The organism is Burkholderia sp. FL-7-2-10-S1-D7 (assembly GCF_001524185.1).
GTDB lineage: Bacteria > Pseudomonadota > Gammaproteobacteria > Burkholderiales > Burkholderiaceae > Burkholderia > Burkholderia diffusa.
This window is the reverse complement of the sequence record NZ_LOWY01000090.1, coordinates 172,304-194,344: the sequence shown is the minus strand read 5'-3', so window position 1 is coordinate 194,344 and position 22,041 is coordinate 172,304. Positions and strand designations below refer to the sequence as shown.

General features: G+C 67.1%; 19 protein-coding genes. 11 read left to right on the top strand and 8 right to left on the bottom strand.

Annotated elements, in window-relative coordinates; all coding sequences use genetic code 11:
* Positions 1-155: 155 nt before the first annotated feature.
* Entirely contained in the window at positions 156-1,031 is an 876-nt protein-coding gene (locus tag WS75_RS27430) for a LysR substrate-binding domain-containing protein (protein ID WP_059685216.1), read from the bottom strand.
* Between the two features lie 232 nt (positions 1,032-1,263).
* On the opposite strand from WS75_RS27430, the gene WS75_RS27425 reads away from it, so the two are divergent.
* The 6 genes from WS75_RS27425 (at position 1,264) to WS75_RS27400 (ending at position 10,297) form a co-directional block, all read left to right on the top strand.
* Positions 1,264-2,202 (top strand): LysR substrate-binding domain-containing protein, encoded by a 939-nt coding sequence (locus WS75_RS27425; protein ID WP_059685214.1) that lies wholly within the window; start codon positions 1,264-1,266, stop codon positions 2,200-2,202.
* Positions 2,203-2,558: 356 nt separating this feature from the next.
* Entirely contained in the window at positions 2,559-3,983 is a 1,425-nt protein-coding gene (gene aldA / locus WS75_RS27420) for an aldehyde dehydrogenase (RefSeq protein ID WP_059685212.1), read from the top strand.
* A gap of 114 nt (positions 3,984-4,097) precedes the next feature.
* Positions 4,098-5,429 carry an MFS transporter gene (locus tag WS75_RS27415; RefSeq protein WP_059685253.1) on the top strand — a complete coding sequence of 444 codons (1,332 nt, stop codon included), beginning with the start codon at positions 4,098-4,100 and terminating at the stop codon, positions 5,427-5,429.
* Positions 5,426-6,643: a mandelate racemase/muconate lactonizing enzyme family protein gene (locus tag WS75_RS27410; RefSeq protein WP_059685210.1), complete on the top strand. Its 1,218-nt coding sequence runs from the start codon at positions 5,426-5,428 to the stop codon at positions 6,641-6,643. Before WS75_RS27415 ends, WS75_RS27410 begins: the two co-directional genes overlap by 4 nt.
* 17 nt (positions 6,644-6,660) lie before the next feature.
* Positions 6,661-8,328 carry a GMC family oxidoreductase gene (locus tag WS75_RS27405; RefSeq protein WP_059685207.1) on the top strand — a complete coding sequence of 556 codons (1,668 nt, stop codon included), beginning with the start codon at positions 6,661-6,663 and terminating at the stop codon, positions 8,326-8,328.
* A 592-nt stretch (positions 8,329-8,920) separates the two neighbouring features.
* On the top strand, positions 8,921-10,297 hold the full coding sequence (locus WS75_RS27400; protein ID WP_059685205.1) for an acetate kinase: 1,377 nt from the start codon (positions 8,921-8,923) through the stop codon (positions 10,295-10,297).
* Positions 10,298-10,393: 96 nt separating this feature from the next.
* Here the strand turns inward: WS75_RS27400 and WS75_RS27395 are convergent, their stop codons facing one another.
* From WS75_RS27395 to WS75_RS27380, 4 genes are read right to left on the bottom strand one after another with little or no spacing between them, the layout of a single operon-like run.
* Entirely contained in the window at positions 10,394-11,104 is a 711-nt protein-coding gene (locus WS75_RS27395) for a hypothetical protein (protein WP_059685203.1), read from the bottom strand.
* A gap of 8 nt (positions 11,105-11,112) precedes the next feature.
* Positions 11,113-11,805 carry a C39 family peptidase gene (locus WS75_RS27390; RefSeq protein WP_059685201.1) on the bottom strand — a complete coding sequence of 231 codons (693 nt, stop codon included), beginning with the start codon at positions 11,803-11,805 and terminating at the stop codon, positions 11,113-11,115.
* Between the two features lie 3 nt (positions 11,806-11,808).
* Complete coding sequence (locus WS75_RS35150) at positions 11,809-12,468, bottom strand: hypothetical protein (RefSeq protein WP_257129462.1); 660 nt, start codon at positions 12,466-12,468, stop codon at positions 11,809-11,811.
* A 60-nt stretch (positions 12,469-12,528) separates the two neighbouring features.
* Positions 12,529-13,773, bottom strand: coding sequence for a hypothetical protein (locus WS75_RS27380; RefSeq protein WP_059685197.1), 1,245 nt, complete (start codon positions 13,771-13,773; stop codon positions 12,529-12,531).
* A 29-nt stretch (positions 13,774-13,802) separates the two neighbouring features.
* On the opposite strand from WS75_RS27380, the gene WS75_RS33920 reads away from it, so the two are divergent.
* The gene (locus WS75_RS33920; protein WP_156429901.1) at positions 13,803-14,222 is read left to right on the top strand and encodes a hypothetical protein; all 420 of its coding nucleotides are present in this window, start codon (positions 13,803-13,805) and stop codon (positions 14,220-14,222) included.
* 230 nt (positions 14,223-14,452) lie between these two features.
* Here WS75_RS33920 and WS75_RS27375 read toward each other — a convergent pair whose 3' ends face one another.
* The 3 genes from WS75_RS27375 to WS75_RS27365 form a co-directional block, all read right to left on the bottom strand.
* On the bottom strand, positions 14,453-15,274 hold the full coding sequence (locus tag WS75_RS27375) for a quaternary amine ABC transporter ATP-binding protein (protein WP_059685195.1): 822 nt from the start codon (positions 15,272-15,274) through the stop codon (positions 14,453-14,455).
* A 14-nt stretch (positions 15,275-15,288) separates the two neighbouring features.
* Positions 15,289-16,254, bottom strand: coding sequence for an ABC transporter permease (locus WS75_RS27370; RefSeq protein ID WP_059685193.1), 966 nt, complete (start codon positions 16,252-16,254; stop codon positions 15,289-15,291).
* Between the two features lie 70 nt (positions 16,255-16,324).
* Positions 16,325-17,362, bottom strand: coding sequence for an ABC transporter substrate-binding protein (locus WS75_RS27365; protein WP_059685190.1), 1,038 nt, complete (start codon positions 17,360-17,362; stop codon positions 16,325-16,327).
* 578 nt (positions 17,363-17,940) lie between these two features.
* Here WS75_RS27365 and WS75_RS27360 point away from each other — a divergent pair.
* The 4 genes from WS75_RS27360 (at position 17,941) to WS75_RS27350 (ending at position 21,917) form a co-directional block, all read left to right on the top strand.
* On the top strand, positions 17,941-19,092 hold the full coding sequence (locus tag WS75_RS27360; protein WP_059685189.1) for a porin: 1,152 nt from the start codon (positions 17,941-17,943) through the stop codon (positions 19,090-19,092).
* A 176-nt stretch (positions 19,093-19,268) separates the two neighbouring features.
* Positions 19,269-19,427, top strand: coding sequence for a hypothetical protein (locus WS75_RS33915; RefSeq protein WP_156429900.1), 159 nt, complete (start codon positions 19,269-19,271; stop codon positions 19,425-19,427).
* A 170-nt stretch (positions 19,428-19,597) separates the two neighbouring features.
* Positions 19,598-20,587 carry an RDD family protein gene (locus WS75_RS27355; RefSeq protein ID WP_059685186.1) on the top strand — a complete coding sequence of 330 codons (990 nt, stop codon included), beginning with the start codon at positions 19,598-19,600 and terminating at the stop codon, positions 20,585-20,587.
* A gap of 190 nt (positions 20,588-20,777) precedes the next feature.
* Entirely contained in the window at positions 20,778-21,917 is a 1,140-nt protein-coding gene (locus tag WS75_RS27350; protein ID WP_059685183.1) for an acyltransferase family protein, read from the top strand.
* Positions 21,918-22,041 lie beyond the last annotated feature (124 nt).

Here is a 22,041-nt window from a genome sequence, read left to right as displayed (position 1 = left end):
GTTCCTAAAACTCGGTTGCTGCCTGATCTGCTGGAATACCCTCCGGCGCGCCGAACAGCCTTTATGAAACCGTCTCTAAGCACGGCAAGACAAACGTGGACTGATCCGATTGTTTCCATGTCCTGATCAGCCGCGACTCACTGCCTGGCACACCCCTACCCCCTCCTCGCCGCCTGTCCCCTCAACCACGCGGCGAACGCCTCCACATGTTCGACCGCGATGCTCTCCGGCTCGACGTCGAGCCAATAGCCGAACGGCCCGATCGGCTGCACCGGCGACAGCCGCACGAGGCTGCCCTCGCCGATCTCCTCCTCGATCATGTTCAGGTCGACCACCGCGAGCCCCGCGCCCTTGCGCGCCGCGCGGATCGCCTGTTCGAGCGTCGAGAACTCGATGCCGTCGCCGATCCGCGCGACGTCGACGCCTGCCTGCTCGCACCAGTCGGCCCACAGCGTCAGGCGCCTGCCTTCGTGCAGCACATGCAGCGAAGGCAGCCGGCCGAATAGCGCATCGAGCGCGTCGCCACGATAGCGCGGCGCGCCGACGAGCGCATGCCGCTCCATCATCAGCAGCTCCGATCGCATGCCGGGCCTCGCCGCGCGCCCGAAGCGGATGTGGCAATGGCAATCGTCGGCCGGCTCCGTGCGGATCGACAGCTCGACGTCCGGCAACGCCTCCGCGAGCGTGCCGAGCCGCGGCGAAAACCACTGCGTCGCAAACGTCGGCGGCAGCGACACCGTCAGGCGCCGCTTCGCGCCCGGCCGCGCGGCGGCGATTTCGCCGACACCGCGCTCGATCGTGTCGAACGCCTGCCCGATGAACGGCAGCAACCGCTGGCCCGCATCGGTCAGGCGCACGCCCTTGTGATCGCGCTCGAACAGGCGCGTGCCGAGCGCTTCCTCGAGCAGCCGGATCTGCCGGCTCACCGCGCCTTGCGTCACGCACAGCGACACCGCCGCGCGATTGAAGCTCAGGTGACGCGCGGTCTCCTCGAAAAATCGCAGCGCGATCAACGATGGCAGGCGTCGCATGATATGTGTTCCTCTCTTTCGTCCGGCTGCCGGCCAGCCCTGCCGGCAATTCCGCGGGCAGCTTTATCGCAGAAAAGCGTGCCGCCCGTCAGGCAGTGAAAACCCCGATGTCCGGCGCGCGCGGCGACTGGCACCCGTCGCATCATTCATCGTCCCCGTCTCGCCCGCCGCCCGCCGCCCGCCTACAATAAGCATCCCGCACCACCCACGACACCGCCCCGTGAGACGCAAGATGCCGGCGCTGAACGCGCTGAAAGCCTTCGAGATGGCCGGCCGCACCGGCAGCTTCACGCGCGCGGCCGAACTGCTCAACGTGACGCAGAGCGCGGTGAGCCGTCAGGTTCGCCAGCTCGAAGGCCAGCTCGGCGAAACCCTGCTCGAGCGCCGCCATCACCAGCTCGAACTGACGGCGGCCGGCCGCGTGCTGCTGCGCGCGCTGCAGCAGTCGTTCGACAAGATCGAGCTGACCGTGCGCAGCCTGCAGGAAAAAACCCACCTGAACCGCCTGCGCGCGAACGTGCCGCCAACCTTTGCCGCGCGCTGGCTGATGCCGCGCCTCGGCCGGCTGCGCGACGCGCATCCCGAATTCGAGCTGAGCCTCACGACCCGCATTCACGACAGCCTCGGCGAATCGCGCATGCTCGACTGCGCGATCCGGTTCGGCGACGGCGAATGGGACGGCTTCGACAACGCGCTGCTGATGCAGGAGCAGCATATCGCCGTCTGCGCGCCCGCGCTGTATGCGCGGCTGCAACAGGACGGCGGGCCGATCGACCTGAACCGCTTCACGCTGCTGCACGTGCTCGCGACCGACGACCAGCGCTACCTGACCTGGCAACACTGGTTGAAGGCGGCCGGCATCGCCGACGTCGACACGCGCGGCGGCTACGAATTCGACCTGCTCGACCATGCGATCCGCGCGGCGATCGACGGCCTCGGCATCACGATCGCCGATCGCCACATGGTCGCGCGCGAACTCGCGACCGGGCAACTGATGCAGGTGCTCAACGTGCACGTCGACGGCCACCAGTCGTACTGGTTCGTCACGCGCCCCGAGCAGACGAACCTGCCGCACATCGTGCAGTTCCGCGACTGGCTGCAGCAGGAAGTGTGGCTCGCGAAGCGCCACCTCGAACCGTCGTCGCCGCTGCCGCAGGTGCCGCTGGCCTAGCGTACGATCCGCCCCCGGCCAGCTTCGGCCTCGGCCTCAGCGCCGGCCCAGGCCCCAGCGCCGACCCGTCCCCGCCCGCCTGCAACGCGCGACACCTTACCGGCTTCCACGCCCGTCCGCATCCGAATCAATCGGAAAATGCGGCCCGGCCGCCGCACGCCCGTGCCCCCCCTGCACCGGCCTTGCCGGACGGGCGAATCCGGCCGCTTCGTCGAGTAACGTGCGTTTTTCTCATGCTCGACGCGAAAATAAGTCGTTTGTCGTGCGCTAAACGCATGAACAGAATGGCTTCTGTCCCGTGCCGGGCGTTTCGCCACCCGAAGCGATCCGCCTGCATCCATCGGAGGAGCCATTTCATGCGCATCGAACGCAACTACATCAACGGCCGTTTCGTCGTCCCGGAAAGCGACGCGACCATCGTCGTCCACAATCCCGCCACCGAAGCGCCGTTCGCGCGCGTACCGGCCGCGACGCCGGCCGACGCGCTCGCCGCCGTCGACGCGGCAGCCGCCGCACAGAAGGCCTGGCGCAAGCTGCCGAGCGCCGAGCGCGCCACGTACCTGCACCGCTTCGCCGACGCGCTGACCGCACGCGCGCCCGAGATCGGCGCGGCGCTCGCGCAGGAATCCGGCAAGAGCGTCGAGGACGCATCGAACGAAGCCGTCTACGCCGGCCAGATCACGCGCTACCACGCCGAATGGGCGCGCCGGATCGAGGGCGAGATCATCCCGAGCGACTCGCCCGACGAGAACCTGTTCCTGCAGCGCGAGCCGATCGGCGTCGTCGCGTGCCTGATCCCGTTCAACTATCCCGTCTACACGCTGCTGCGCAAGGTCGCGCCCGCGCTGATCACCGGCAACACCGTGGTCGTGCGGCCGAGCAACCACACGCCGGTGTCGGCGTTCGAGATCGCGAAGGCCGCTGACGACGCGGGTTTCCCGCCGGGCGTCGTCAACATCCTGACGATGGACCACGCGACGGCCGAGGCGCTCTGCACGCATCCGGCGGTCGGCATGATCACGCTGACGGGCAGCGTGAACGCAGGCCGCAAGGTGCTCGACTACTGCAAGGCGAACATCGCGAAGCCGTCGCTCGAACTCGGCGGCAAGACGCCCGCGATCATCGAGCCCGACGCCGACCTCGAACGCGCGGCCGCCGCACTCGTCGCGTCGAAAACTACGCACTGCGGCCAGCTCTGCACGGCGATCGAGCGCGTGTACGTGCACGACAGCGTGCACGACCGCTTCGTCGCGCTGCTGAAGGAAAAGATGCGCGCGGTACGCAGCGGCAGCCGCGCAGCCGATCCGTCGAACATGGGCCCGCTCGTCAGCGCATCGGCGCGCGCGCACATCCACGGGATGGTCGAACGCGCGGTCGCGGCCGGCGCGACGCTCGAAACCGGCGGCGCGATCCCCGACGGCCCCGGCTTCTTCTACCCGGCCACGCTGCTGACGAATTGCCGGCAGGACATGGAGATCGTGCAGGAGGAAACCTTCGGCCCGGTCATGCCCGTGCTGCGCTACCGGACGATCGACGAGGCCATCGGCTTCGCGAACGACCACCAGTTCGGGCTGTCGTCGGTGCTGTACACGGAGAACTACCGCACCGCGATGACCGTCGCGAACGCGATCGAGGCGGGCGAGCTGTACGTGAACCGCACGCCGGCCGATCCGTACCAGGGCTTCCACGCCGGCTGGAAGCGCTCGGGCCTCGGCGGCGACGACGGCAAGCACGGGATGCTCGAATTCACGCAGACGCGCCTCGTCGTCATGAAGTACTGACGCATCCGGTCGCGCGCGGCCACGACACCGCCGCGCGCGCCGCCCCCGATCCGATCGAACACAAAACATATCTGCAGACCTCCGCTTGAAGGAAGTCTGATGGAGGAAGACATCATGCCGACCCAACCGTCGACACCCGCCGCGTCGCTCGCGTTACAGGACGAAACGCAAGACGCACACGCGTCGCAACACTCGCGCGCGCAACGCTACCTGCAACTGCTCCTGCTCGTGATCGCCGCGGGCGCCATCTACCCGATGCTGTACCTGCGGCAGGTGTACCAGCCGACGATGCTGCAGTTCTTCCATATCGACGACGTGCAGCTCGGCTACCTGTATTCGTCGCTCGGCACGATTTTCCTCATCAGCTACCTGCCGAGCGGCTGGCTTGCCGACCGCCTGTCGCCGCGCTGGCTGATCTGCTTCTCGCTGCTCGCGACGGGCGCGCTCGGGCTCGTCTATGCGACCGGGCCGTCGTTCAACACGCTCGTGCTGATCTTCGGCGGCTGGGGGCTCACCACCGGCCTCACGTTCTGGGCAGCCGTGATCAAGCGCGTGAACATGATCGCGGGCCCCGACGAACAGGGCCGCTTCTTCGGGCTGCTCGATGGCGGCCGCGGGCTCGTCGAGGCGCTGCTCGCGACGATCGCGATCACGCTGTTCGCGTACGTGACGCAGACGCACGGCGGCACCGATGCGGCCGGCTTCAAGCTCGTCGTGCACCTGTATGCGTTCTTCTGCATCGCGCTCGGCGTGCTGCTCGCGCTGGTGAAGGATCAGGCGCGCGCGGGCGATCGCGCGGCGGCCAGGAAGCGCCGCACCGGTAGCGTGCTGACTGACCTGAAGACGCTCGCGGCGATTCCCGAGCTGTGGCTCGTCGCGGCGATCGTGTTCTGCGGCTACCAGGTGTTCTGGGCGACCTACAGCTTCTCGGCGTACCTGCACGAAGGCAACTTCGGGCTCAGCGCGACGGCGGCCGGCTTCATCACGACGCTCAAGCTGTGGATGCGTCCCGTCGGCGGGATCGGCGGCGGCTTCCTCGGCGACCGCGTATCGAAGGTGTCCGTACTGTTCTGGGCGCTCACGCTCGCGGCGCTGTCGCTCGTCGGGCTGATCGCCGCGCCGCCGCACAGCCCGCAGGCGATGCTCGTTGTGCTCGTGCTGTTCATCGGCATCCTCACCTATGCCATTCGCGGCCTGTACTGGTCGCTGCTCGACGACTGCAAGGTGCCGACACATTGCGCGGGCCTCGCGATCGGCCTGATCTCGGTGCTCGGCTATTCGCCCGACGTGTTCGTGCCGCTCATCAACGGCTACGTGACGCAGACCTACCCGGGCGCGCACGGCTACCAGCTTTATTTCGGTTATATCGCGGCGATCGCGCTCTGCGGCGCGGGCGCGGCCGCGTTCCTCAAATACCGCGTCAACCGCATCAAGGAGTCCGTATGAAGATCGTTTCGCTCGAAACCCACATCGTTGCCGTGCCGCCGCCGCATATCGGCGGGATGTACTGGATCTTCGTGAAGCTGAAGACCGACGACGGAATCGAAGGCGTCGGCGAGATCTATTCGGCGACGTTCCATCCGAAGGCGATGGGCCCGATCATCGACGACGTGTTCGACCGCTACCTGCTGAACCACGACCCGCATCACGTCGAGCGGCTGTTCCGCCAGGCGTATTCGAGCGGCTTCACGCAGCGGCCCGACCTCACGATGATGGGCGTCGTCAGCGGCCTCGAGATGGCGTGCTGGGACATCATCGGCAAGGCCGCCGGCAAGCCCGTGTACGAACTGCTCGGCGGGAAGATCCACGAGCGGCTGCGCTCGTACACGTACCTGTATCCGAAGAACGCGAACGGCGAATACGACTACGACGATCCCGATCTCGCGGCCGAATGCGCGGCCGAGAACGTGAAGCTCGGCTTCACGGCCGTCAAGTTCGACCCGGCCGGCCCGTATACGGCCTATTCGGGCCACCAGCTGTCGCTCGAAGTGCTCGACCGTTGCGAGCTGTTCTGCCGCCGCGTGCGCGAGGCCGTCGGCAGCAAGGCCGACCTGCTGTTCGGCACGCATGGGCAGATGGTGCCGTCGTCGGCGATCCGGCTGGCGAAGCGGCTGGAGAAATACGACCCGCTGTGGTTCGAGGAACCCGTGCCGCCGGGCCAGGAAGAAGCGATCGCCGAAGTCGCGAAGCACACGTCGATTCCGATCGCGACCGGCGAGCGCCTGACGACCAAGTACGAATTCCACAAGCTGCTGCAGGCGGGCGGCGCGTCGATCCTGCAGTTGAACGTCGCGCGCGTGGGCGGCCTGCTCGAAGCGAAGAAGATCGCGACGCTCGCGGAAGTGCACTACGCGCAGATCGCGCCGCACCTGTACAACGGGCCGGTCGGCGCGGCCGCGAGCATCCAGCTCGCGACCTGCACGCCGAACTTCCTGATCCAGGAAAGCATCATGACGTGGGGCGGCCTCCATGCCGAAGTCGTGAAGACGCCGATCCGCTGGGAAGACGGCTACATCATCCCGTCGAACGAGCCGGGCCTCGGCATCGAGCTCGACATGGACGTCGTGCGCCGTCATACGCCGTACACGGGCGAGCGGCTGCACCTGCAGATGGGCGAGAAGCCCGTCGACGTGAAGGATCTCGCCCCCGCGAAGGGCTGACCAGGAAAAACGCGACCATGACTTACGATTACATCATCGTCGGCGCGGGCTCGGCCGGCTGCATCCTCGCGAACCGCCTCAGCGAATCGGGCCGGCACTCGGTGCTGCTGCTCGAAGCGGGAGAACGCGACGCGTCGTTCTGGTTCAAGGTGCCGGTCGGCTTCACGAAGACCTACTACAACCGCCGCTACAACTGGATGTACTACAGCGAGCCCGAAGCGCAGCTCGCCGACCGCAAGCTGTACTGCCCGCGCGGCAAGGTGGTCGGCGGATCGGGCTCGATCAACGCGATGGTCTACGTGCGCGGCCAGCGCAGCGATTACGACGACTGGGCGAACGCCGGCAATCCGGGCTGGGCGTACGACGACGTGCTGCCGTACTTCCGCAAGCTCGAAACCCATGCGGCCGGCGCGACCGATCCGAAGCATCACGGCACGACTGGGCCGATCCACATCACGTCGATGAAGGCCGACGTGCATCCGATCGTCCACGAGTTCCTGAAGGGCTGCGCGGAACTGAACCTGCCGCGCACCGACGACTTCAACGGCGCGCAATTCGAAGGCGCGGGCATTTACGACCTGAACACGAAGAACGGCGAACGCTGTTCGAGCAGCTTCGCGTACCTGCGGCCCGCGCTGGGCCGTGCGAACCTCACGCTGCGCTCGGGCGTGCTGGTGCGGCGCGTGACGTTCGACGGCACGCGCGCGACCGGCGTGGTCGTGGCCGGCGCAAACGGCGACGAGACGCTCGTCGCCGCGCGCGAGGTGATCCTCGCGGCCGGCGCCGTCGATACGCCGAAGCTGCTGCAATTGTCGGGGGTCGGCGATCCGGCGCTGCTCGCGCGCCAGCGCGTGCCGCTCGTGCATGCGCTGCCGGCGGTCGGCCGCAACCTGCAGGACCACCTGTGCGTGAGTTTCTACTTCAAGGCGAACCGGCCTACGCTGAACGACGAGATGGGTACGTTGCTCGGCAAGATGAAGATCGGGTTGCGCTACCTGCTGACGAAACGCGGCCCGCTCGCGATGAGCGTGAACCAGGCCGGCGGCTTCTTCCGCGGCACGGACGATGCGCGCGAGCCGAACCTGCAGCTCTACTTCAACCCGCTGTCGTACCGGATTCCGAAGAGCGACCGCGCGAGCATCAAGCCCGAGCCCTATTCAGGTTTCCTGATCGCGTTCAACCCGTGCCGGCCGACGAGCCGCGGCACGATCGAGATCGCGTCGAACCGCGCGGAAGACGCCGCGAAGATCCGCATCAACGCACTGACCACGCAGAAGGATCTCGACGAAGCCGTGCAGGGCAGCAAGGTGATCCGTGCGCTGATGCGCGCGCCGGCGCTGAAGGCGATGACCGTCGAGGAAATCTCGCCGGGGCCGCAGGTCGACTCCGACGAAGCGATGCTGCAGTACTTCCGCGAGCAGTCGGGTTCGATCTATCACCTGTGCGGCTCGTGCGCGATGGGGCCCGATGCGGCGACGTCGGTCGTCGATGCATCGTTGCGCGTGCACGGGTTGCAGGCGCTGCGGATCGTCGACGCGTCGGTGTTTCCGAACATCACGTCGGGCAATATCAATGCGCCGACGATGATGGTCGCGGAGAAAGGCGCGGATCTGATTCTGGCGGACGCGCAACGCGCGGAAACCGCCGGCGTGCCGATGCGCACCCGCGAAACCGTCCCGCACTGACGCGGCGGCCCGACGCTCGCGCGCACCCTGGCGCGAACCGTTTCCAGCGGAATCGACGCGCCCCGCGGATGGAAGGGAACGCGCGGTTTCCGCGCGATCGCTTCTGCGGCAACGGCGGCCGGCACATGGGGAAACACCCACACGGGAAAACACTGCCACGAACACGCCGCGCGGCCGGCGTGCACAGGCTCGAAACGTGCATTCGGTTGTGACGAAAGTCCCCGCGAAACGGGTGTCGCCGTGTCGTCCGCTGTCCGCCGTACGCGAGCAAGGGTTTGTCTGGTTGGCTTTCGATGCCGGCCTGCACTAGCCTCGTGAGGTCTGCCCCCGCGTCGCTCGGCCGGCGGGACGTGACGATGTGGTGACGTTGTGCACACGACAATACGGTGTCGGCGCGCGGCCTCGCTGCCGAAGTTTCATCGCGTTCGATCACGCACATCGATGCTGCCGGAGACATCCTTTGGCTCGCGTGCGATGTGACGCGCGTTCAGCATGCGCTTGACGTGGCGCGAAGCGATCCGGGGCAACGCGCGCGCCGGCCTGCCGTCGGTGTGCACCGGGGGAACCGCAGGCCCGATCGTGGAGACGCACCGTGAAACGCATGCCATTTCGCTGCATCCATGCCATCAGCTATGCAAGCGTGCTGCTCTTTCAGGCCCAAACGCAGGCGCAGTCGCTGGACGCCCAGTCGACGCAGGAGAACATTTCCGCGCTGCGCCAGGAAGTCGATCACCATCTGCAGGAACTGAACGCGCTCAAGCGCAAGCTGGCCGACGAGGAAGCCAATCTCTCGCGCCTGAGCCGCGCGCTGGACAACCGGGAACTCGCGGCCCGGCGCGGTGCGGGCCCCGGTGATGCCGGCGGCGCCGGCGACGCGGCGGCGCAGGCCGACACGGGCGCCCCGGGTGGCGCGCCCGGCACGGCAGGCAACGCCCCCGGCAACGCGCAATCCACGGCCGGATCCGCCACGCCGCCGAGCCAGCCGGTCGGCCAGGCGCCGGTGGCGGAAACCGCACCGCCGCCCGTCGCGCCGATCTTCGATCAGCCCGGCGTGCTGACGCCGAAGCACAAGTTCGTCGTCGAGCCGTCGTTCCAGTTCAGCTATTCGTCGTCGGACCGCGTCGCACTCGTCGGCTACACGATCATCCCGGCGCTGCTGATCGGCCTGGTCGACGTGCGGGAAGTCAAGACGACCACGCTGACGGGCGCGGTCGCGGTGCGCTACGGAATCACCAACCGGATGGAAGTCGAAGTCCGCGTCCCCTATGTGTACTCGACGAACGACACGATCAGCCGCGAGATCTTCACCGGCACCGCCCAGGACAACGCGTTCAACAGCCACGGCAAAGGCCTCGGCGACGTCGAAATGACGCTGCGCTACCAGTTCAATAACGGCGGCCCCGACAAGTTCTATTACATCGGCTGGCTGCGCTTCAAGACCGCCACCGGCAAGAGCCCGTTCGACGTCGTCACCGACTGCGTCACACGCTGCGTCGGCAATGCCACCGGCACCGGCCTGCCGCTCGAGCAGCCGACGGGCTCCGGCTTCTACGCGATCCAGCCGGGCCTCACGTGGCTCTTTCCGTCCGACCCGGTGGTGTTCTTCGGCAACGTGAGCTATCTGCACAGCTTCAGCCGCGACAATCTCAGCCTCACGATTCTCGATGGGCAGAAGGACTTCATCGGCAAGGTGCAGCCCGGCGACATCTGGGGTTTCAATATCGGCATGGGCCTCGCGCTGAACGAGAAGGCGTCGGTGAGCCTCGGCTACGACCAGAGCATCGTGCTGCCCACGAAACAGAACGGCCAGACGGTGCCCAGCTCGGTCCGCGTGATCCTCGGCACGCTGCTCCTCGGTTACTCGTACCGGCTGTCGCCGAAGACCACGCTGAATCTGTCGATCGGCGCCGGCCTCACGCGCGACACGCCGGACGTGGTCATGACGCTGCGCGTGCCGATTGCATTCTGATCGCCCGCATGCGCCGAGGGCGGGCCGCGCGACGCACGCCGGCCGCGGCGTGCCACGGCCCGCTCATCTGTCATTCATCGGTCGCTCGGCGCCGCTTCATCGTCCCGGCAACACGCCGATCAGCGCATTGTTCAGCGTCGACATCACGTTCAGGTTCTTGAACGCCGACAGTGTGTTGACGGTCGTGTTGATCGTCGTGATCGCCTGGATTTGCTGGTTGCTCAACGTGTTCTGGATCACCGCGCCGGTCAGCGCCGGCAGCGCGGCGGGCTGCGCGGCGTTGCCGGCGCCGACCTGGATCAGCGCGCCCGCGTTCGCGGCCGCCAGCGCCTGCGCCTGTTGCGCGGTGATATGACTGATGTCCGGGATGTTGAAGTTGGTCGTCGTGACCAGATTGCCATTCACGAACGCGACTCGCGACACGCCGAACGAAATCTTCAGGCCGCTCGGCATATCGAAGCCGCCGCGCATCGCATCGAGGCGCGCGTCGCTGAGTGCGATCGCGCCGGCTGCGGGCCAGTTCCGTTCCTGCGCGCCGCCCGGTTCCGAGTCCGCCGGCCCGGCCGCGCACTCCGCCATCGCGAGCGGCGCGGCACGCAGGATCGGCGCCCCCCCGGCCAGCGACTCCGCAGGCGCCGTATCGGCGCCCTCGTTCGTGGCGGATGCCGGCACGACGCCGCTCGTCTGCGCGACAGCCTCGACGGTCGCGGCCGGCGCGCCGTCCTGCATCGCCGCCGCACTCACGGACGTCACACCGCCGCACACCATCGCGGCGATGCCGGCGATCTTCCTGGTCTCGGATTTCATGACGGTCCTCAAAAGTCGCTCGGTCCGTGCTTCGGCATCACGACGTTGTACAAGCCATCGCGGACGATGCCGGTGTAGAGCGGCGCGCTGGGCGCGACGCGCCAGTCACGCGGGTCGTTGAACACCGCCAGCTCGGGCCGGTTGTGAATCACGAAAATCACATGGTCTTCCCACTTCTGCTCGAAACTCGCCAGCGACATCGGCTGCGTGCCGGTGGCCGGATCGCCGACGAGCACACGCCCGTCACGCAGCCCCTTCACGACCACGAAATGGTGATAGCCGTGCTCGGTGATCAACACGATCGCCGGCGTGTGCGTCTTGGCGAGCGTCTGCAGCGGCAAGTCGTAGCCGTCCGCGACGAAGCCGTGCGCATCGAGAAAACGCCGGATATCGAGCAACGAGAAGCCCTGCCGGCGGATCTTCTCCTGATTGCCGTTCTCCCACATCTGGGCGAAGGCGGTCTGCTCGGTCATCGGATAGTCGTACTGATAAGTCAGCAGCGTCGCCACGGCCGCCGACCCGCAGCTGAAATCGAACTGCTGCTTGACGGTGCGCTTGAAGCGCGCCTCCTTGAGACTCGTGACGTGCATCGTATAACCGGCGCCCGCCGGATCGACGACCGTCATCTCGTCCGCCTGTGCAGCCGTGCCAGCTAGCGCGTACGCAAGCGCCGCGATGCACGCTGCGGCAACCTGTGTCATCGCTCAGTTCCCGAAGCGTACGTTGAGCACCGTCGCGTTCTGAATCAGCACGTTGGCGCCGGTATTCTGGATGACCGTCGGCAGGCCGCTCGCATTGGCGAACGAGCCGTCGGCGATCGAATTCGAGCCGGTCGATACCCGGTTCGCCACGTTGTCGGTCACCGCGCCGGTCAGGTAATTCTGGCCGATCAGCGCATCGCCGCCCCGATGCTCGTCGAGCTGGTCGGGTGTCATCGCGACGCCGAAGCTGCCCGCTTGCGCGGTCGCGGCGCCGGTCGCAGTGGATGTCGCCGTCGCAGGGGGTGCGACGGCCGCGGCCGGATCGGCCTGATCCGCACGTGCGGCGGATGGGGAAGGTGCGGTTGCCGGCGCAATGCCGACGGCTGCCTCCGCCGCAACGGTTTGCGACCCGTCACCCGCGGCATGGGCCGTCAGGCCCGGCAGCAGCGCCGCAGGCAATATCGCCAGCGAAAGTACCGTTCGGATTCGCATGGCTGTCTCCTTGGTCCCCGTGCGAGCCGGCTCGAACCCGGCGCGCAGGGAGCGGAATCCGCGTGACCGTCGATCGACGGAAATCGGCCCGGCCTGCGTCAACGAGAGCGAGACGGCCGTTCGGCCATCCCGCCCTCGCCGGCAGTCCAGTCCATCGGCGATGGGATGCAAGCCGCGGGATCGCCTGCGCCCGCGTCAATGCATCCGGCTCGCCAGGACCGGCCAGCCGTTCTAACGTCCTACGGTCAGGTTCGCCTGCACGGTCACAGCCTGTTGAACGAGCGACGCCATGCCGCTGTTCTGGTTGGCGACCATGATGCCCGCCGCGGTCTGGCCGACACTTGCCATCGCGTTGGACATGTTGAACGTCCCCGCGTTGACCGCATTGGCTCCGCCTGCGCCACCCGCACCGCCGACCGCGCCGTTACCGACGCCACCGTTGCCGGTGCCGCCTGCGCCGCCCGCGCCGCCCATCGCGCCCACCGCGCCGCTACCCGCGGTTGCGCTGCCGTTGCTGGCCGTCGTCGTCGCGCCGCCGTTCGTCGCGCTGCCGCCCATGCCCGCGCCGCCGGCACCGCCGTTGCCTGCCGTGGCCGTCGCCGCGCCGCCTGTGCCGCCCGCCGCCGCACCCGAGCCGCCGGTGCCCGAGCCCGATCCGCCCGAAGCGGTCGACGTACCCGCCGACCCTGCGCCGCCTGTGCCGCTACCCGAGCCAGTGCCGGTCCCTGTGCCGGTGCCGGTACCGCTGCCGGCCGATGCCGACGCGCTTCCGCTGCCATGATTCTTGGCCCACGCGGAACCGGGATCGGCCGTGCCGCTGCCGCCGCCCCAGCCGGTGCCGCTGCCCGAGCCGGAGCCTCCCACCCCGACCGAAGCCGCGATCGCGCCGCCGCCCTTGCCGGAGCCATAGCCGCCGCTCGCAGTGGCCTTGCCGCCGCTCCCGCCGCTGGCGTCGGGTGAACCGCCGGCTCCGCCGCCGCCGCCGTTGCCGGTGCCGGCCGTCGCGCTGCCATTGCTGGCGTTGCCCGCCGTGGCGCTGCCGTTATGCGCGCTGCCGCCGCTGCCGCCGGCGCCGCCCTTGCCGCCGCCGCCGCCGTTACCGCCGATGCCACCGTAGCCGTACCCGCTGCCGCCCTTGCCACCGCTTCCGCCGGCCGCGCTGCCCGAATTGGTCGCGTGATTGCCGATGCCCCAGACCTGGACATTGCTCACGTACCCGTCGAGTTTGCTGAGCGCGACGATCTTGGTGCTGTTGTACGAATCCTGATAGACACTCGCACCGGGCGAGACTTCATTTGCATTGGACCCGGTGGTGCTGGTCTGACTTGAGCTGACTGTGTTGGTGAGCGTGTTCGATCCGTCATCGGCTTTCTGGCTGCATGTCGAACTGGAATCGCTGCTGCATGGATTTGCCATCGCGTAGCCACTGCATCCCAAGGCGAGAAGCGCAGCGGACGCCAATAAAGTCTTACGCATGAAATCCTCCTGAAGTAACGAGGAACGGCTTGGCCGACCGCACCAATCCGGAGGACATCACGCATCGGCAGTGCCAACTCCGCGAGCCGCCCGCATACCAAGAGACCGTTGAATTCTTCACGCGCCATCGCCCGCCTCGCCCGATTCCGGCACGCGATTTATGTTTCAAGTTTGAAACGTGCCGACCGGCGCTGTGCCGGGACAGCCGTGACGTGCGGACGGTTTTTCCCTTTGTATTCAGACGCGTGCCCGATCAACCCAAGGCGGGCCCGGCACGCGCGGCATGTTTCACTTTTGAGATTGCCATCCTGGTGCATCCGGGTATCCCCGTAGCGCCGGATAGTCGATCTCGATCGCAAACGCACGCCCGGCAAGGACGCGCGCGCATTCTTTCCGCCAAGGCGTTAAAAACCCGCAATAAGCGTCATTCGGAAATGTTTCGACTGTGATCGGACGCCTTTTCTTCGGCTCCCGTCAGCGGCGAGCGAGGGTCGGGTGATCGGCCGGAACGAGGGTTCCGGCCGGCAGGCGCGATGCGATGGCGACGCACATCCCGCTGCGTCGCACCGCACGGAACCCATCGGTCGCCGGCGGTTCGACCGTGTGCGGGGTGCCCGCCGGCTGCCGCTCGAAACGCGGGCGTGGCGCCCCGCGCTTCGTTGGCCGTTCTCGCGCGGGCTCAGGTCACGCTCGTCCGTTTCTCGACGAACCGCCTCACATAATCGTCCGCCGGACGCGACAGGATGTCGTCCGGCGTGCCGACCTGCACGAGCGTGCCGTCTCTCAGGATCGCGATCCGGTCGCCGATGCGCAATGCCTCGTCGAGATCGTGCGTGATGAACACGATCGTCTTCGAAAGCGTCGCCTGCAGTTCGAGCAACTGATCCTGCATCTCGGTGCGGATCAGCGGATCGAGCGCGGAGAACGCCTCGTCCATCAGCAGCACGTCGGTGTCGGCCGCCAGCGCGCGCGCCAGCCCGACGCGCTGCCGCATCCCGCCCGACAATTCGTCCGGATAATGATCGCCGTATCCGTCGAGCCCGACCTTCGTCAGCCAGTTGCGCGCCGCGTCGGCCGCATCGTGCCGCTTCTCGCCGCGCGTGCGCAGCGCATACGCGGCGTTGTCGAGCACGGTCTGGTGCGGCAGCAGCCCGAAGTTCTGGAACACCATGCTGACCTTGTAGCGGCGCAGCTCGCGCAGCCCGTGCGCGTCGAGCTTGATCACGTCGCTGCCGTCGATCACGATCTCGCCGGCCGTCGGCTCGATCAGCCGGTTGAAGTGCCGCACGAGCGTCGATTTCCCGGAACCCGACAGCCCCATGATCACGAAGATCTCGCCCGACTCGATGCCGAGGCTCACGTCGTTGAGCCCGACGTTGCAGCCCGTTTCGGCCAGCACCTCGGCCTTGCGCTTGCCGGCCCGCAGCAGGTCGAGCACGCGCGCGTGCGCGGCCTGCGGCCCGAAAAGCTTGTACACATGTTTGACGTCGATGGTCGCCATGTCTGCCTCCGTTCCTATGCGCGCGACGATTGCGTCGCCTGATTCGAATCGACGCCCGCCGACTGCGCCTTGCGCGGCAGCCGGTACGGCACGCGCGACGCGCCCTTCTGCCGGCGCTGCTGCGCGAGCCGCCGCCGCGCACGCCGCTCCTGGCCGAAGCCCTGGCTGATCCGGTCGATCACGATCGCGAGGATCACGATCGCGAGGCCCGCCTGCGTGCCCTTGCCGACGTCGAGCGTCTGGATGCCCGCGAGCACGTCCTCGCCGAGCCCGCGCGAGCCGATCATCGACGCGATCACGACCATCGACAGCGCCATCATCGTCGTCTGGTTGATGCCGGCCATGATGCTCGGCCGCGCCAGCGGCAACTGCACGTTGACGAGCAGTTGCCAGCGCGTCGTGCCGAACGCACGCGCGGCTTCCGTCACATCCGGATCGACCTGGCGGATACCGAGATCGGTCAGGCGAATCAGCGGCGGCAGCGCGTAGATGATCGTCGCGAGGATCGCGGGCACCTTGCCGAGGCCGAACAGCATCAGCACCGGAATCAGGTACACGAAGCTCGGCAGCGTCTGCATCACGTCGAGCACCGGCAGCAGCATCCGGCGCAGCCACGCGCTGCGCGACGCGAGGATGCCCAACGGCACGCCGAGCGCGACCGACAGCACCGTCGCGACGAGCATCAGCGCGAGGGTCTGCATCAGCTTGTCCCACAGGCCGAAGCAGCCGATCGCGTAGAGCAGCAGCATGAAGAGCGCGCCGAGGCCGATGCGGCGCGTCGCATTCCACGCGATCGCGCCGACGACCAGCAGCACGAGCCACGGCGGCGCCACGCGCAGCGCGCCTTCGAGCGGCACGAGCAGATAGCGCAGCAGCATCGTGCTGAAGTGATGGAAGCTGTCGCCGTATTGCGCGACGAAAGTCTCGAGCGCGCTGTTGACCCAGTCGGCGATCGACAGGTGCAAAAAGAAGCCATTCATGTTGAATCTCCGTCGCGCCGCAATGGCGCGTGACGGCGGCGGCGGGCGCGGGCCCGCTGCCGCGCGCAGGTTACGCGCCCTTCAGGCTGCCGGCGATTTTCTGCGCGACGTCGGCCGGCACCCACTGCTTCCACATGTCCTGACGCGTCTTCAGGAACTGCGTGGCCATCGCCGCGCCGTCGATCTTCTTCGTCGTCATCTCGAGGATCGTCTGGTTCAGGAAGTCCATCGGAAAGCGCACCTTGCCGAACACGCCGACGAGATCGGGGTTCGCATCGGCGAACGGCTTCGACACGCCGACCGTCAGCCGCGACACCATGTACGACGACGCGCACTGGTGTGTGCTGCTCTCGTCGCGCAGCGTCTTCCAGCATGCTTCGTTATAGGCCGGCATCTTCAGCGCGGCGAACTTGTATTTCGCCATCAGCGCGGCCGGGCCCCAGTAATAGAACACGATCGGCGCGCCGCGCTGGTACGCGGACGCGATCGCCGCGTCGAGCGCCGCGCCCGTGCCCGGATGGAAGTTCGTGTACGACTGGTCGAGCTTCAGCACGCGCAACAGGCGCGTGTTCACGCGCTCGCAATCCCAGCCCGTCGGGCAGTTCAGGAAGCGGCCCTTGTCCGGTTCCTCCTCGTCGGCGAACACCTGCTTGTACTTCGGCAGATCGTCGACCGACACGAGCCCCGGCGCGACCGGCTTGATGTTGCGCGCCGGATCGCCCTTCACCACGTATTCGGGCACGAACCAGCCTTCCGTCGTGCCGCCCGGCAGCGTGTCGCCGATCAGCTTCACGGCGCCCGACGCGACCGCCTTCGCGGTGATCTCGCTGCGGCCCGTCCACTGCTCGGCCCAGATCTGCAGGTCGTTGCGCGCGAGCGCCGTTTCCGTCGCGGCCGTGCTGCCCGGCACGACATCCGTCTTGCAGCCGTAGCCCTTCTCCATGATCTGCCGCAGCACTTCGGTCGCGAACGATCCGCTCTCCCACGTGATGCCCGCGAAATGGACCGTCTTGCCGTCGGCGCACGCGCCGCCGGCCGCATGGGCCGCGGGCGCGGACAGGATCGCCGCGGCGGCGAGAAGGACCGTTTTCAGTCGTCGAATCTGCATGGTGGGTCGTCTCCAAATCGAATCTGTTGTTTGTGCGTCGCGGCATGCGCGGCGACCGGCGAATCGCGAATCCCTCCACGTCCGGTCAGCCTGCATGTTTCAACCGCCAATTTGTTTAGGGAAACGAGTAATTCCGATCATTGCAATCGGCATCGCCAATCGATCGCCGGCCGCCGCGCCAAGCCCGCCGGACGGGGCTCGGGGCCGATTTCCCGAGACCGTTGACGAGCCGGCGCGGGCTGCGTCGCGCCTCCGTTCGTCGGCTGTCCGGCAGGCCTTGAATCACGGCTGCGCGCACACCGTTTCAACTGTCGAAACCACCCGTCGCGCCCCCATTGGCGATCCCGATCTCATCCATCGAAATTACTCGCTTTCGATTCCGTTTCGGCTTCGGAAGAATGCGCGGTGTCATCGGAGGAGACACGACCCGACACCGCCGGTCGCCGCGCCGCCGCGCATCGAGCATTGCGCGTTTCCGGCGCCGCGCGCGCTGCGCCGGGTCGCCCCGGATGACGGGACGCGCCTCGCCGGACGCGCTCACGACAACCGATACAAGCTGGATACCCGGAGATCTCTCAATGAACAAGAAACTGACGGCGCTCGCCGTAATGGCCGCATTCGCGTCGCCCGCGTTCGCGCAAAGCAGCGTCACGCTGTACGGCGTGATCGACGAAGGCCTCAACTACACGAACAACGTCGGCACCGGCCACGTCTACGAGATGGCCAGCGGCTACGCGCAGGGCAGCCGCTGGGGCCTGAAGGGCAGCGAGGATCTCGGCGGCGGCATGAAGGCGATCTTCCAGCTCGAGAACGGCTTCGACGTGAACACCGGCCGCCTCAACCAGGGCGGCCGCATGTTCGGCCGCCAGGCATACGTCGGCCTGAGCCACGCACAGTACGGCACGCTGACGTTCGGCCGCCAGTACGACTCGGTGGTCGACTATCTCGCGCCGACCACCGCCAACGGCAACTGGGGCGGCTACCTGCTCGCGCACCCGTTCGACAACGACAACACCGACAACTCGTTCCGTCTCGACAACACGGTGAAGTACGCGAGCCCGAACTTCGGCGGCTTCCAGTTCGGCGGCGCATACAGCTTCAGCAACAGCACGAACTTCTCGGACAACCGCGCGTACAGCTTCGGCGCGCAATACCAGAACAACGGCCTGCTGATCGGCGCAGCCTACCTGCAGGCAAACCGCCCGGGCGACGGCTCGGCCGGCGCGATCACCGCGAACGACGCGAGCTACATCGCCGAGCGCATGCGCGTGTTCGGCGCGGGCATCAACTACACGTTCGGCCAGGCGACGGTCGGCTTCGCGTACACGAACTCGAACTACAAGAACCCGACCGGCAACGGCTACCTCGGCACGCCGGGCGCGATCATCGCCCCGGGCGCGACGGTCAGCGCGATCAAGTACCAGAACTTCGAAGTGAACGGTTCGTACCAGATCACGCCGGCGTTCATGGTCGGCGCGCAATACGTGCTGTCGCTCGAGAAGTACGACGCATCGACCGGCAATGCGAAGCCGAAGATCCATTCGGCCGGGTTGATGGCCGACTACAACCTGTCGAAGCGCACCGACGTGTACGTGCAGGCCGCGTATCAGCACATCGCCGGCGACAAGACGAACTCGATCCTCGACAACGCGTTCATCCCCGGCACCGATGCGCCGTCGTCGACGTCGAACCAGGTGGCCGTGCGTCTCGCGCTGCGCCACAAGTTCTGACGCAACCCGGTTCTCCGTTCTTCACGCGACACCCGCGCCGGTCTGCCCGAGGTGTCTTTGCCCGCCCGCAAGCGCAAGCCTGCCGGCGGGCTTTTTCGTGGTTCGTCGCCGGATGCCGGAGCGCGTGCGCGATATCGGCGGCCTCGCCAAGCCGGACACACGCGTTCGACGGCCTCATGAAAATCCACGACAATCGTTTCCAGCCTTTCATGCCCGTCGTTGCCTGTCTCGATCCGGCGCTCGGCCAACACGCTCGCACGGCGTGCGCTGTCCGTCTGGCAGCGCACGCCGTTACCGCGTTCGGGGCGAGCGTAGACACGCTGCTTGCGGGATGAAGGACGCTCGCGCCTGCGCATTGCTCACAATCGTTTGCAATTTCACGTCAGGCCGGTCGATATGATCGGCCTGTCACCACAGTGGCGGTATGGGCATAGGCAATCCTGCGGCCACGCGCCGTAAAGAGCCCAAATGGCTCGACGAACACAACACATCGGGGGCTACGGCAATGGAGCACAACGAACACCCTAAATCGCACGGCGCTGCCGGCTTCTGGCGACGGACCGCCGCCTTTTCGATCGATTCAATCATTCTCGGACTGATCGGGCTGGCGATCGCGATCCTGTTCTTCGATGCCCTTTCGACGATCGGCGAATGGGGAAGGCTGATCGGCTTCCTGATCGGTTCCATTTACTTTGGCCTGCTCGAGGGCGGGAGTCGACACCAGTCGCTCGGCAAGCGGGTAATGCAGATCCGTGTTGCCGATAGCGCCGCCCCTGACGGATCCGGTCCCGGATACCTTCGCGCCTGGGCACGGTACGCGCTGATCGCCGTTCCGCTGATACTCGGCGGTATCGCCTTCATCGACCTGCCCGCGCTTCACGAGCCGGGCATGGAATGGCTCGCCACCGCAAACGGCGCGATCATGTTCTTCTGGGGCATGGCATTGCTGTATCTGCTCGTGTTCAACAGGCCGAGCCGCCAGTCCGTACAGGATCTGCTCACCGCCAGCAGGGTCGTGCGAGTCGCGGCCCCCGTCGAGGATGCCGCGCCGGTTGGCCGAAAGCACTGGGCGATCCTGGCTGTCCTTGGCCTGATTTTGTTCGTCGGCAGTCGTTTCGCGGCAACGCGGCTGATCGATGATGATCGCCTGGCCGATATCCAACAGATCCAGCGTGCGGCATCCACCGTTCCGGGCGTGCTCCAGAGCGGCGTCTGGATCGGCAACGTGCGTGCGTTCGGCCCAGCGGGCCAGACGGCGAAAACGGTCGTCACCATCACCGTGGCCACGAGCACGCCGACGATGCTGAACAAGGCCGGGGCGACCGCTGTTGCACACGCAGCGCTTTCTGCATCGCCCTGGCTGCGGCAGCAGGATCTCGTCAACGTGGTGAGTGTCCGCGCAGTCAATCTTGGCATTGCGACGTGGCGAAACCAGTTTTTCATGAGGCACTCGCCTGCCGAATGGGCTGCGACCGTCGGCACAGGGTCGACGTGATGATGCAAGCGTGACCGCCCGCCAGCCGCCCCGTCAACCGTGACAGGTCGACAGCCGACGCCCCGTCGATATACTGTGTGCCGCCCGATCCGAAGGAGTGCCACTTGAAGCACCGGCGCCGCACCCAGTCCGCAGCCGCCGCCGGCCTCCCGGCCGCGCGCTCCGCCCTCGCCCAACCAGGCAGCCCGCAATGAGCACCGGCCCGCGCAACGCGCGGATCGACCTGCTGCGCGGCGTGTCGATCCTGCTCGTCCTGCTGCATCACTTCAACATCGCGTATCCGCTGCGCGATACGGCGCTCGCGCGCGTGCTCGGCTGGGACACCGTCCACGCGATCGTGCGCAACGGCAACTATGGCGTGACGATGTTCTTCGCGATCTCGGGCTACCTGATCACGTCGAATGCGCGCCGCCGCTGGGGCAGCCTCGGCGCGCTCGACGTGCGCGCGTTCTACGTATCGCGCGTCGCGCGCATCGTCCCGTGCCTGCTTCTGCTGCTCGCGCTCGTCAACGGCCTCGCGGCGGCCGGCGTGCCGATCTTCACGAACCATGCGCCGCAGGGCATCGCCGTGTCGTTCTGGCTCGTGAATCTCGCGTCGCTCACGTTCTGGATGAACGTGCTGATCGGCGCATACGGATGGGTCAACTACGCGCTCGGCGTGCTGTGGTCGCTATCGGTCGAGGAGGTGTTCTACGTGTCGTTTCCGCTGCTGTGCATCGCGCTGCGCCGCGACTCGCGGCTGTTCGCGTTCTGGCTGCTGATTGCCGCGATCGGCCCCGTGTACCGCTTCACGCATCCGGGCGACGAAGGCGGCTTCCTCTATGCGTACTTCGCTTGTTTCGACGGCATCGCGATCGGCTGTTGCACCGCGCTGCTCGCCGAACGCGCGCGCTGGCAGGTGCTCGCGGCCGCGCCCGTGCAATGGCTCGCGGCAGCGGCGATGACGGCACTCTATCTCGCGTGGCCGATCGCGCGAAGCCATGTGATCGGGGTATCCGCGATGGCGCTCGGCACGGCCGTGCTGCTGATCGGCGCGCATGCGGAACGCGAACGCCCGCATGGCCGCGTGCTCGCGCCGCTGCGCTGGAGCGGGCGGCTCAGCTACGAGCTGTATCTGTTCCACCTGATCGTGCTCGGCGCACTGCGCACGTTCTGGCCGCCTTCCGCCACACAGGGTGACGGCAAGCTGGCGTTGCTCGTCGCGTATCTGATGTTGTCGGCCGGCTTGAGCACGGTCATCGCACGCGGCTATGCGACACCGCTCGACCGCTTCATCAAACGAATCACGTCGCGGCCCGCGGCGCGCGTGCCGGACGGCGCGCGCTTCTAGCGCGTCGTCGGCGATCCGCGCCGGGTGAGGGCAGGAACCCGATGCGACGGCAATGCGCATGGAAAATGGAAGAATCAGTATGACTTATGAAAGCAACCGGCGCGGCGCCGTATTCGGGTGCGCT

Coding starts and splice junctions, on each gene's coding strand:
- WS75_RS27425 (WP_059685214.1), top strand. CDS start 1,264: ATGCCGGCGCTGAACGCGCTGAAAGCCTTCGAGATGGCCGGCCGCACC.
- WS75_RS27375 (WP_059685195.1), bottom strand. CDS start 15,274: ATGGCGACCATCGACGTCAAACATGTGTACAAGCTTTTCGGGCCGCAG.
- WS75_RS27380 (WP_059685197.1), bottom strand. CDS start 13,773: ATGCGTAAGACTTTATTGGCGTCCGCTGCGCTTCTCGCCTTGGGATGC.
- WS75_RS27405 (WP_059685207.1), top strand. CDS start 6,661: ATGACTTACGATTACATCATCGTCGGCGCGGGCTCGGCCGGCTGCATC.
- WS75_RS27395 (WP_059685203.1), bottom strand. CDS start 11,104: ATGAAATCCGAGACCAGGAAGATCGCCGGCATCGCCGCGATGGTGTGC.
- WS75_RS27430 (WP_059685216.1), bottom strand. CDS start 1,031: ATGCGACGCCTGCCATCGTTGATCGCGCTGCGATTTTTCGAGGAGACC.
- WS75_RS27360 (WP_059685189.1), top strand. CDS start 17,941: ATGAACAAGAAACTGACGGCGCTCGCCGTAATGGCCGCATTCGCGTCG.
- WS75_RS27415 (WP_059685253.1), top strand. CDS start 4,098: ATGCCGACCCAACCGTCGACACCCGCCGCGTCGCTCGCGTTACAGGAC.
- WS75_RS27410 (WP_059685210.1), top strand. CDS start 5,426: ATGAAGATCGTTTCGCTCGAAACCCACATCGTTGCCGTGCCGCCGCCG.
- WS75_RS27390 (WP_059685201.1), bottom strand. CDS start 11,805: ATGACACAGGTTGCCGCAGCGTGCATCGCGGCGCTTGCGTACGCGCTA.
- WS75_RS27355 (WP_059685186.1), top strand. CDS start 19,598: ATGGAGCACAACGAACACCCTAAATCGCACGGCGCTGCCGGCTTCTGG.
- WS75_RS33915 (WP_156429900.1), top strand. CDS start 19,269: ATGAAAATCCACGACAATCGTTTCCAGCCTTTCATGCCCGTCGTTGCC.
- aldA (WP_059685212.1), top strand. CDS start 2,559: ATGCGCATCGAACGCAACTACATCAACGGCCGTTTCGTCGTCCCGGAA.
- WS75_RS27370 (WP_059685193.1), bottom strand. CDS start 16,254: ATGAATGGCTTCTTTTTGCACCTGTCGATCGCCGACTGGGTCAACAGC.
- WS75_RS27365 (WP_059685190.1), bottom strand. CDS start 17,362: ATGCAGATTCGACGACTGAAAACGGTCCTTCTCGCCGCCGCGGCGATC.
- WS75_RS27350 (WP_059685183.1), top strand. CDS start 20,778: ATGAGCACCGGCCCGCGCAACGCGCGGATCGACCTGCTGCGCGGCGTG.